Below are 9,389 nucleotides of genomic sequence, written 5' to 3'. Positions count from 1 at the left end.
CTTTATTTGGGATGGGATATGCGAGTAGCCGAACAAGGCAAGCCGGTCGGGGCGCATGGCGACCGCTGCCCTCACTGTTTCGACGCACGACTCCACCGTTTGACGCGGCAGGCCGTAGATGAGGTCGAAGTTGATGCGGCTTACTCCATGCCGGCGCAGCACTTCCACGGCAGCCGACGTCTGGGCCTCGCTCTGGATTCGGTTGATCGCTTTTTGAACAATGGGATCGAAGCTCTGTACGCCCAGGCTCGCGCGGTTCACGCCGGCCGCTCCCAAGCCTTCCGCCATCTCGGGCGTGAGTGTGCGTGGATCGATCTCGATGGCGACCGTAGCCGTTTTCGAGATGGCGAAGCGGCATCGCAGGAACTCCATCAGAGCGAGGAACTCGGCTGGTCCAATGAGAGACGGCGTTCCGCCGCCGAAATGTATGTCGCTCACGGGCAACGTCTTCGGCACTCGCTCCGAAACCAGACGGATCTCGTCACGCAGCGCCGCCAGATAGTTGAGGATGGGCGCATCACGGCGGGTGATGGTGGTTGGGAAGCCGCAATACCAGCAGGCTGATCGGCAGAACGGAACGTGCAGATAGAGTGACACCGGATCATCAGCCGGCAGGTTCCTGAGCCATTCCTCATAAGCCTCGGCGCCGACCGCCCCAGAGAACTCCGACACAGCCGGATAGATAGTGTACCAAGGCAGCCGGGCCTCTCGAAATTTCGTGGTCTGCAACGGTCACCGTCCCATGCTGATAACATCCAACCTTACCGCTGCGCTCGCCTGCGTCTTTGCGCTATGTCAGTCCGTTCCGCTTTGGGCTCGAAATTTTTTAGCAATGGGCGCCGTTCAGTCTTGGCTGGACAGCGATGGTCTGAGCGCACTCGGTCAGCGACTGACGATGGTGTTCCCGCCGAAACCCTCACGCGCACCGTTTTGTTCCACCGTCCCTTCCCTTCATCTGCGCGTGGGAGACTCTTCTGAGCGCAGATGAAGCATCCGATGAGACAATATACGGTGTCGGGTCCAGACTTTGCACGCCAGCTACCGCCGCCCATAATGATCTCTGCCGTCTCGATGAGCTCGTTGTGTGAATTGCTGGCAGAAGCATTAGCTGTGCCGCGCCGCTTTCAGCACGAAAACCTGCTCGACGCGACCGTCAGGTCCGCCGCAATGCCAAGGCTGGCGCCTACCGACTCAGTGGTGCAAGGCTGCGGCGCGTGGTTATCGACCATCAGCTCGCCAAAGTGACGGCGTCGTACCGAGCGGTGGCCGCCGCATGATGCCTCAACGGCGGGGCTCACAGCAAACAATGCCGTCGCCATTAAGCCAAACTGTCGCGAAGCGAACAGACGAACCGTAGCCGAAACGTTTGCCGTTCGTGCTTGGGTGGATCCGCAAGGCAAAAAGAACGGAAACGCGAACCAAGGTCCGCCCGCACATTTGAGCTTCAAGCCGCAGCTGGGCCGTCAGGGTGGCACGTCATTTGCAGTAGTACCCTTTGTGAGGCCCGCCGCGGAGGTGAAAAGGGTGATTGTACAAAAATGTTGTATGACCGTCTGGGAGTGATAACTACTTAATATATGTGACAACAAGTCTCAATCACATTCTAAATTCTCCTGAGCATTAGCACGACAGGTGCAGCAACACTCCTAGAATTCAGCTTGATGCGCTATCAACCGTTTGCTTAGCAAAAATCATTTATCGGTCTCGATTCCTTTTACTATTTAGACGGAGATCAACAATGACCATTGGGAGCCTCCTCCTCGGCTCAACTGCGGCACTGGTCGCCGTTTCCGACGCTCGCGCCGTGATCATCGTCCCCGAGCCTGATCCGACTGAGTACCTCAAGATCTGCGACGTCTACGGCTCGGGCTACATCTACATTTCAGGCACCGAGTCCTGCCTGCGCATCGGCGGCTATGTCAGTTACGACGTCGGCTTGGGCCATGTCGGATTGTTTGACCACGCAAGAACCTCAGATGTGAGGACTGGTGAGGATCAGGGTACATGGCAAAACAATACGCGCTTCACACTGAAAGCTTGGACCGGCCAGGAGACCGAACTCGGCACGTTGAAGACCTACACCGAAACCCGCGTGAATTTCGGTAACCGCCACACTTCGGTTTCGGACAGTTCTCGGTCCTATGCCTTCAACGGAGACAGCATCTTGACTTTCGCCTGGATTCAGCTTGGTGGCCTCCGAGTTGGTAAGGACTGGTCGGCCTTCGACATGTTTATTGGCGGCGCGGGTGACGTACTCAACCAGACGCCGGTTCCGTACGGCGCTTTGGATACCGATGTGGTCCAGTACTACTTCGACGCCGCGAACGGCTTTTCCGCCGTGGTTTCGCTCGAAGAAGGCTCAGGCGTGGTGGGCACAATCGACAACTACGCTCCGCACATAGTCGGCGGCTTGAAATACACACATGGCTGGGGAGCGATCACCGGCGTTGCTGGTTATGATAGCAACTACGAATCGGTAGCCGCCAAGGTCCGTGTCGACATCAATGTCACCAACGAACTGTTGCTGTTCGGAATGTTCGGCTACGGTTCCAATGGCAAGCTCAACGACGACTCCATGAACGCGATCGACGCTCATGGTCGCGGCTTCTATAAGATTTGGGGCGGGAACTGGGCTTTCTGGGCTGGCGCCGCTTACGAGGTCAACGAGACAACTTCGTTCAACCTTCAGCTCTCGGGTGATCAGCTCAAGAACTATGGTGTCGCTGCGAACGTCGCCTATGCGCTTCTTCCAGATTTCACAGTTACGGCTGAACTCGACTACGACCGCTACGGAGGCTCCGCCGTCGGAAAGGTGAAAGCTTCCGAAGTGAACTGGGCCAATGCCAACAAGAAGAGCAGTGTCGGCGGTATCCTGCGTTTCGAACGCTCATTCTAATGCGATGAAGCGTTGAGCTCCGAGGTGCAGTTGATGCGCGGACATTTCCCCTACATTCCGTTTGATTGTGGATGCGTGGCTCGGACGGCCGTCGTACGCGGCGACGTCATGGAGCTCGGGTTTGACGCCGTGCTCCTGAACACGGCGGTCCCGAGGGCGGCCGATCCGGTCGGGATGGCGCGTTGCGTTCGGCAAGGGCGGTCGATGCCATTCGTAAAGCTAGCACTGGAATGCTCGAACCGCGCTACTCACCGAAGGTCGGCAGGGCTGTCTTCTCATGAAGCTCGATCCCTTCTATCTGAATTTCGACGTGCCGGCTGGGTTGACCGGCTGGCGCCGCTCGGCGTGCGTCTGCTGCAGCTCCGGATGAAGGATATGGACGAGAAAGGACTGCAGACGGAAATCCGCCGCGCGAACGACGCCTGCGCGGTCCATGGTTGCCAAGTGAGCGTCAACGACAATTGGCGCACGGCAATCGAGGAAGGCTGCGACTTCGTCCATCTTGGTCAAAAGGATTTGGCTGCCGCCGATGCTGACGATTAAATACGCCGGATTGAAGCTCGGTCTTTCGATCCACGATCACACCGAACTGGAAACGGCGCCAGTGGCCGAGCCGGAGTATGTGGCGCTCGGCCCAGTCTATCCAACTAGCCTCAAGAAGATGAATGGGCGTCGCAAGGGCTCGAGCGGATCAGCGAGTGGAAGCACCACGTCGCGCCGATCCCATTGGTCTCCATCGGCGGCCTCAACCTGACCGGCTCGAAGGCGTTTTTCGAGGCTGGCGCGGAAAGCGCAGCCGTGGTCACCGACTTTGCGCTGAACGACGCCCCAGAAGCGCGCACGCGAGAATGCATCGAAAGACAGTACAATGGCGCTGGGGCGAGAACCGCATCTGCTCGTTGTTGTCGGGTCAGATTCCCGCGGTGGGGCTGGAATTGCCCGCGAGATCGAGACGATCGCTTGCCTTAACGTGCGCACCTGCCTTTGCTGTCAGCGCGCTGACGGTGCAAACCCAGGAAGACGCCTTGGAAATCCAAGTTACGCAACCCGGTCTGGTGACGGGTCAAATGCGCGTTGCGCTTCAAGCTAACAGAGTGGCCGGCACCAAGGTTGGCATGCTCGCAACGGCTGAGATCATCGTCGCTGCGGTTGCAGGCTGTGCTGCGCGAATATCGGGCGCATATCGACAGTCCAGATCCGGTGCTGGCTTCCACGTCAGGCCGAGCGCTTCTTGAAGCAAGCGCCATCCCGCATCATGAAGTAGCATCTGATGCCGCTTTGCCGTGTCGACACCCAATGTCATTGAACTGGCGCTTCTTGCCGGCTCAGTGCTACCGGTGAATGAGGCCGGCGCGCTTCAACAAGGACCCCAAGCCACCCCGCCTGCTGGACTCCTCCAAATTCGAAACACGGATGGTTCCTATCCAGACAATTGATTTTATCAATCTGCGACAATACCGCATAGCGGCGCCGGCGGAATGATCACCGGTAGCAAGACGAGCTGCTTTCAGTGGCCTGCACGACGCGCACCGCGACCGAGTACAAGCCGGCTCGTCTGCAGCCATGTTCGGATCGGCCGCATCGGTGCGCCGAATGAGATTGCCGGCGGAACGCTCTATTCGTGCAGCTGTGACGGCAGTCATCTCACCGGAGCCATCCTGCCGATGGATGGCCGGCAGTCGGTGCAGCATGGGCTGACACTGTTCACGGAATGAAGCCGCTCGCGCTTCGGACGGTTGAAATGGAGGACATTAGCTTGGAACCGATCAGTCTCGACGAGCTTCTGGCCAGCGTCGGCAAGGAAGTCGGCGTGTCGCCGTGGCGGGTGGTCTCGCAGCGGATGATCGACCAGTTCGCCGAGTCCACCGATGACCACCAGTTCATCCACTGCGATCCGGAGCGCGCCAAGCGCGAGACGCCGTTCGGCGGCACCATCGCACATGGCTTCCTGTCGCTTTCGCTTTTGTCGGCGATGACTTTCGAGACCATGCGGCCGCTCGAAAACTGCAAGATGGGTGTCAACTATGGCTTCGAATCGCTGCGCTTCCTGGCGCCGGTGAAAACCGGATCGCGCATCCGCACCCGTTTCGTACTGGCCGACGTCAAGGTCAGGCCGTCGGGCTGGGTGCAGACGGCGCTGGGCGTGACGATTGAGATCGAGGGCTCGAAAAAGCCGGCGCTGACCGCGCGCTGGTTGACGCTGACGCTGATCAAACGCCAGCCGGAGGCGGCCTGAATTGTCAACGAGCGTCAGCAGAGACGATCTTCACGTGCCGGGGCGATGTAGGCGACCAGTGCGCACCGATCGGCAACGCGGCCACGGGGGTCGGCTAGAGAGTGGCAGGAATGCCTAATCGGGGCTCGCATCGACGTATCGGAAGCGCTTCGGCTTTCGGCGCTGCATTCCTTCTTCACGAAGGTCCATGCAGAATTCCCGACCACGGGGTCGAAAGATCGGCTTGTGATCGGAGTGGGCAGATCCTCCCCGACTGAATCTGCCAATAGGGTGAGTCAACCGGGTCGAACTTGAGGTCGCGGGTGTCGCTGATCGGCTGCTCGTCGAGCTCGAGAGCTGCCAGCTAAAGGCAGAACACCGCGATGCCAAGAGCCTCCGCAGTTGATGTGGACGCCCAGAGCTGGCAGTACAGACCGACGAGTTCCCGGCGGGCGAACTTGCCATTGGTAGCGCGCCAGACCAGTCGCGAGAAAGCCTCGATGAGAAGGCCCCGAGCCGCGCGCGGCATCGACTACAGTGGCGTTTGGCGAGAGGCCTTCGAAGACGAGATCGAGTGTAAGATGGACGAGCTCGACACGCATATCGCGCAGTCCCTGCGATCGCATTGTCCGCGGCGCTCGTGCGAGCGAACTGTTGGTAGATCGAGCTGACTAGATGAACCGGGATGGCATTAAAGCGGAACTGGAAGAGACGCCCTGGCCGAACCAAGCAAGATCAATCCAGCCATCGCTAAAGGTAGGCGAACACGAGACGTTCGGACTCCGTGCCGCTGAAATCCTCAAATTGAATCGGCCGGACCGTTGGAGCTATCATCACCCGCTTGGCTTCCAGAGCTACGGAGCGGGTTGATTATCTGAACGTCCTCGAAGTCCTTTTCATTGTCGGTCACTACGACACACTCGTTGGCTTCGGCTACAGCGGCAATGATTGTGTCTAGGGCGCTCCGCGAACGGCCTCTGGCTTTGCCGTTGGCCATCAGCCGCGCCCACACGAGGCCAGCTTTCTCGTCGAACGATAGCACGCGGCCAGCGAACAGCGCTTGCGGGCCTTCGGAGCCCTCGAACCAAGTTTCAAGGCTGCTGCGCTTTTTCCCCTTCGGCTTCTCTAGGATGCCTCGGCGAATTTCGGCGACAGTAAGCGAAGCAATGAAGAGGTCTTCGTCCTTCTGCGCGCCCATCCAGGCCAGCAACGAGCCCGAAGGCTCCGGCTTTATGACGTTGCTGATGATATTGGTATGAAGAAGGTAGCGCGTCACAGGTCGATCTTGCGCCCCTCTTCGCGCGGCTGGCTGAGGTCGAGATTGGAGCCAACCAGAGGCGAGCGACGCAACGCGGCGAGAATGCTGCCCGCTTTCGGTGGCTCACCCGCCACGGCTTGCTGTATGGTCCGACGAAGCTGTCGGGCATCCGGCCCGCTCTCCGTTAATTTTCGGGCAAGAGTTCGCAGTAGATCGCGGTCTGCGTCGAAGGCCTGGATCTCGAACCGCGCGATGCCGCGCTCAGCCAGGCGAGAGCGATAATTCTCGATGGCTCTCTTCTGTGCAGTGTTGCCCATCGCGTGCCTCCGTTCTCTATCCGGATATATAGCCATGGCTTCTTCGGAGCACAAGGTGCCCCGTCATCGGCCAGCACTGGCTCCTGCGCGACGCGCGTTATTGATAGAATTCCAGCTTGTCGAAGCACTGACTTGGCATCATTGTCGCGAAACGGAGTATTTCGCGTCAGGACAGGAACGCGATCATAGCGCGCCGAAACGGCAACAGCCGAAAAGCTTCGTGTGGTCGCCGGCGCGGCCCGCGAATCGGCTGTGTGCGTCGCCGAAGCCCGATCGACGCTTCGTCAATCTGGTCCGGCTGCTGGCACGACAGGCCGCACGGGATTTCGTTCAAGCCGAAACGGATAGCCAGACGCGGGACCGCGTCCCGGAGTAAGGGGCCGCCTCATGAAGGTCGCGCTTGGCGCTCGCTACTCAACTGACAATCACCGAGACGCCTCGATCGAGGATCAGTTGCGGCTCTGCTGCTTGCGTGCTGAAAAGCAAGGCTGGACAGTCGTCGACAGCAATACCCACCGCGCGATCTGCGGCGGGTCGCTGTTGCGTCCCGGCCTTCAGGAGCTGATCAGCGATGCGATGCAGGGCAAATTCCTGATCGTGCTCGCAGAGGCGATGGATCGCCTGACCATGACCGCTGCAAACCGGGAGCAGGCCAGGCTGGGCAAACGTTGCAACAGATCCTTCAAGGAAATTCATAGACTCTTAGCAACTCCGGCTCGCTGTGAATGGTAGGCTTATTGCAACGTCTGAGGTCAGTGGTTCCAAACCGTGGCCCCGCTTGTCTTCGACTGGCCGAACTGCTTGCAATTTCGGCTAAAGGCAAAAGAACGCCCTTTGTTGTTCGACAGGGCGATATCGGCAGTCGCCACAGCCACCGAGATTTGTCCGGTCGTTGGACAACCTTCAAAAGCTGCGACTTCTGTGGAGGACGCGAATGAGAAATTCGGTAGGACTTGGTCCTGAGCCATGATGACACTGGTTAGTCGCCTACGCATGGCAGCGCATCCTGACCGCCTTCGAATCCTGGGCCTTTGTGCGCATGCGGACCTAACTGTCTGCGAGCTAGCGGAGATTCTGAGCGTGTGTCGAGAGCGGGTTGCGCGACACGTCCGGCTGCTCGCCAGAGCCGACTTTCTTTGCTGCAACGAACAGCCTCCGTGGCGCTCGTACCATCTCAACGCAGGATCCAACGACGGCGGGCTGGTTCAATTATTGGTCGATCTCCTGCCCCATCGCGACGGCTATCATAAACAGGACCTGCAGCGGCTCGAAGCGGTACGAGACACGCGGCCGAAAGGGACCGCGTGCTTGATCGTGAAATAGGTCAATCCAATTGGAGCGCGAAGCTACCATGGACAACTCCGCAGACGGCGCGATCGCACAGCCGGACACCCACGGGCGGTCTTCCTTGGCCGCGGTTGATTGCCGCGTCCACGAGCTGCTTCTGAGACAGGAGCGGCAGGAGCGGACGACCCTGAAGCTCATCGCCTCAGAGAACTTTGCGTCCTCGGCCGTGCTGGAAGCGAACGGCTCGATTTTCACGAACAAGTACGCCGAGGGGTACCCCGGCGCGCGCTACTACGCTGGAAACGAGATCGTTGATGAGCTTGAGGATCTGGCCATTGAGCGCCTGAAAACGCTATTTGGCAGCGAGCATGCCAACGTCCAGCCTTATTCCGGCTCGCCGGCCAACCAGGCTGTCTATCGTGCGCTTTTGAGTCCCGGTGACAAAGTCATGGGCTTGCCCCTTCCGGAAGGGGGCCACCTGACTCATGGTTGGGCCATCAACTTTTCCGGAACTGACTATCAACGCGTGCCCTATGGACTAGATGAAAAGACACAGCAGATTGACTATGACCGCTTGCGCGAGACAGCCAAGCGGGAACGGCCGCGGCTCATTTGGGTCGGCGGAACCGCTTACCCGCGTGTCTTTGACTACGCGGCAATGGCAGAAATTGCCCTGGAAGCGAACTCCTATCTCGTAGCCGACATTGCGCACATTAGCGGCCTGATTGCCGCGGGAGCGCACCCGAATCCCGTGGGCCATTGCGACGTGGTCAGCAGCACGTCCCACAAGTCGATCCGCGGTCCCCGCGGTGGCTTCATTTTGTCAAGGAACGAAGATCGCTATCAGGCCCTGTATCATACAAAGAGCAAATACAATCTCGCCAGACGAATAGACCGGGCGGTCTTCCCTCACCTGCAAGGCGGACCTCACATGAATGCCATCGCTGCGCTAGCGGTTGCCTTGCACGAAGCCGCGAACCCGTCCTTCCGAAGCTACGGCCAACAGACGGTCAAGAATGCCAAGGCTCTGGCACATGCACTGCTTGAGCGAGGTTATGACCTGGTTACCGGGGGGACGGACAATCACATGCTGATCCTTGATCTTCGCGATCGGCCACTATCGGGCAAGGCCTATGCCGAGCGACTAGCAAAGGCAGGAATCATCACAAACTTTAATATGGTGCCTGGCGACCCGCGGCATCCGGCGGTCACAAGCGGAATTCGCCTGGGGGCGCCAGCAGTGACGTCAATGGGCATGCGCGATGTGGAAATGGTGCAAATTGCTGGCTTCATTGACTCCGTCCTCCAGCGGCCAGACGACGAAGATCTCCATGCCTGCGTGCGAAGAGACGTTGCCGACTTGTGCGCTGCGTTCGAGGTCCCGGGCATCTCCGACAAGTAAGGTGGGCCAAGCAA

The 9,389-nt window shown here is 59.1% G+C and carries 8 protein-coding genes and 2 pseudogenes; 7 read left to right on the top strand and 3 right to left on the bottom strand.

Going from position 1 to position 9,389, the window contains the following annotated elements; genetic code table 11:
• A partial coding sequence (locus tag NKI61_RS18180) for a radical SAM protein (RefSeq protein WP_352840214.1) occupies positions 1–729 on the bottom strand: 729 nt, incomplete at its 3' end.
• Positions 730–1,738: 1,009 nt separating this feature from the next.
• On the opposite strand from NKI61_RS18180, the gene NKI61_RS18175 reads away from it, so the two are divergent.
• The 5 genes and pseudogenes from NKI61_RS18175 (at position 1,739) to NKI61_RS18150 (ending at position 5,132) form a co-directional block, all read left to right on the top strand.
• Entirely contained in the window at positions 1,739–2,896 is a 1,158-nt protein-coding gene (locus tag NKI61_RS18175; protein ID WP_352840213.1) for a porin, read from the top strand.
• Between the two features lie 33 nt (positions 2,897–2,929).
• Positions 2,930–3,079, top strand: a pseudogene (locus NKI61_RS18170) (thiazole synthase); the annotation flags it as partial.
• A gap of 94 nt (positions 3,080–3,173) precedes the next feature.
• A pseudogene (locus NKI61_RS32925) lies at positions 3,174–3,757 on the top strand (thiamine phosphate synthase); the annotation flags it as partial.
• Positions 3,745–4,131, top strand: coding sequence for a bifunctional hydroxymethylpyrimidine kinase/phosphomethylpyrimidine kinase (locus tag NKI61_RS18155; RefSeq protein WP_502899903.1), 387 nt, complete (start codon positions 3,745–3,747; stop codon positions 4,129–4,131). The pseudogene NKI61_RS32925 and the gene NKI61_RS18155, both read left to right, overlap by 13 nt.
• Before the next feature lie 506 nt (positions 4,132–4,637).
• Positions 4,638–5,132 (top strand): MaoC family dehydratase, encoded by a 495-nt coding sequence (locus tag NKI61_RS18150; RefSeq protein ID WP_031194149.1) that lies wholly within the window; start codon positions 4,638–4,640, stop codon positions 5,130–5,132.
• Between the two features lie 778 nt (positions 5,133–5,910).
• Here NKI61_RS18150 and NKI61_RS18145 read toward each other — a convergent pair.
• Positions 5,911–6,387: a type II toxin-antitoxin system VapC family toxin gene (locus tag NKI61_RS18145; protein WP_023671838.1), complete on the bottom strand. Its 477-nt coding sequence runs from the start codon at positions 6,385–6,387 to the stop codon at positions 5,911–5,913.
• The gene (locus NKI61_RS18140) at positions 6,384–6,686 is read right to left on the bottom strand and encodes a hypothetical protein (protein ID WP_352840211.1); all 303 of its coding nucleotides are present in this window, start codon (positions 6,684–6,686) and stop codon (positions 6,384–6,386) included. Before NKI61_RS18140 ends, NKI61_RS18145 begins: the two co-directional genes overlap by 4 nt.
• A gap of 387 nt (positions 6,687–7,073) precedes the next feature.
• Here NKI61_RS18140 and NKI61_RS18135 point away from each other — a divergent pair, with 387 nt between their 5' ends.
• Positions 7,074–7,418, top strand: a complete 345-nt coding sequence (locus NKI61_RS18135) for a recombinase family protein (protein WP_023690648.1) — start codon at positions 7,074–7,076, stop codon at positions 7,416–7,418.
• A 619-nt stretch (positions 7,419–8,037) separates the two neighbouring features.
• A complete protein-coding gene (gene glyA, locus NKI61_RS18125; RefSeq protein ID WP_352447904.1) occupies positions 8,038–9,375 on the top strand; it encodes a serine hydroxymethyltransferase in 1,338 nt (445 codons plus the stop codon).
• The last annotated feature ends 14 nt before the right edge of the window (positions 9,376–9,389 follow it).

This window comes from Mesorhizobium sp. M0514, from assembly GCF_040321145.1.
Taxonomy (GTDB): Bacteria; Pseudomonadota; Alphaproteobacteria; order Rhizobiales; family Rhizobiaceae; genus Mesorhizobium.
Note: the sequence above shows the minus strand (reverse complement) of the source record. Positions and strands in the feature narration are given on the sequence as shown.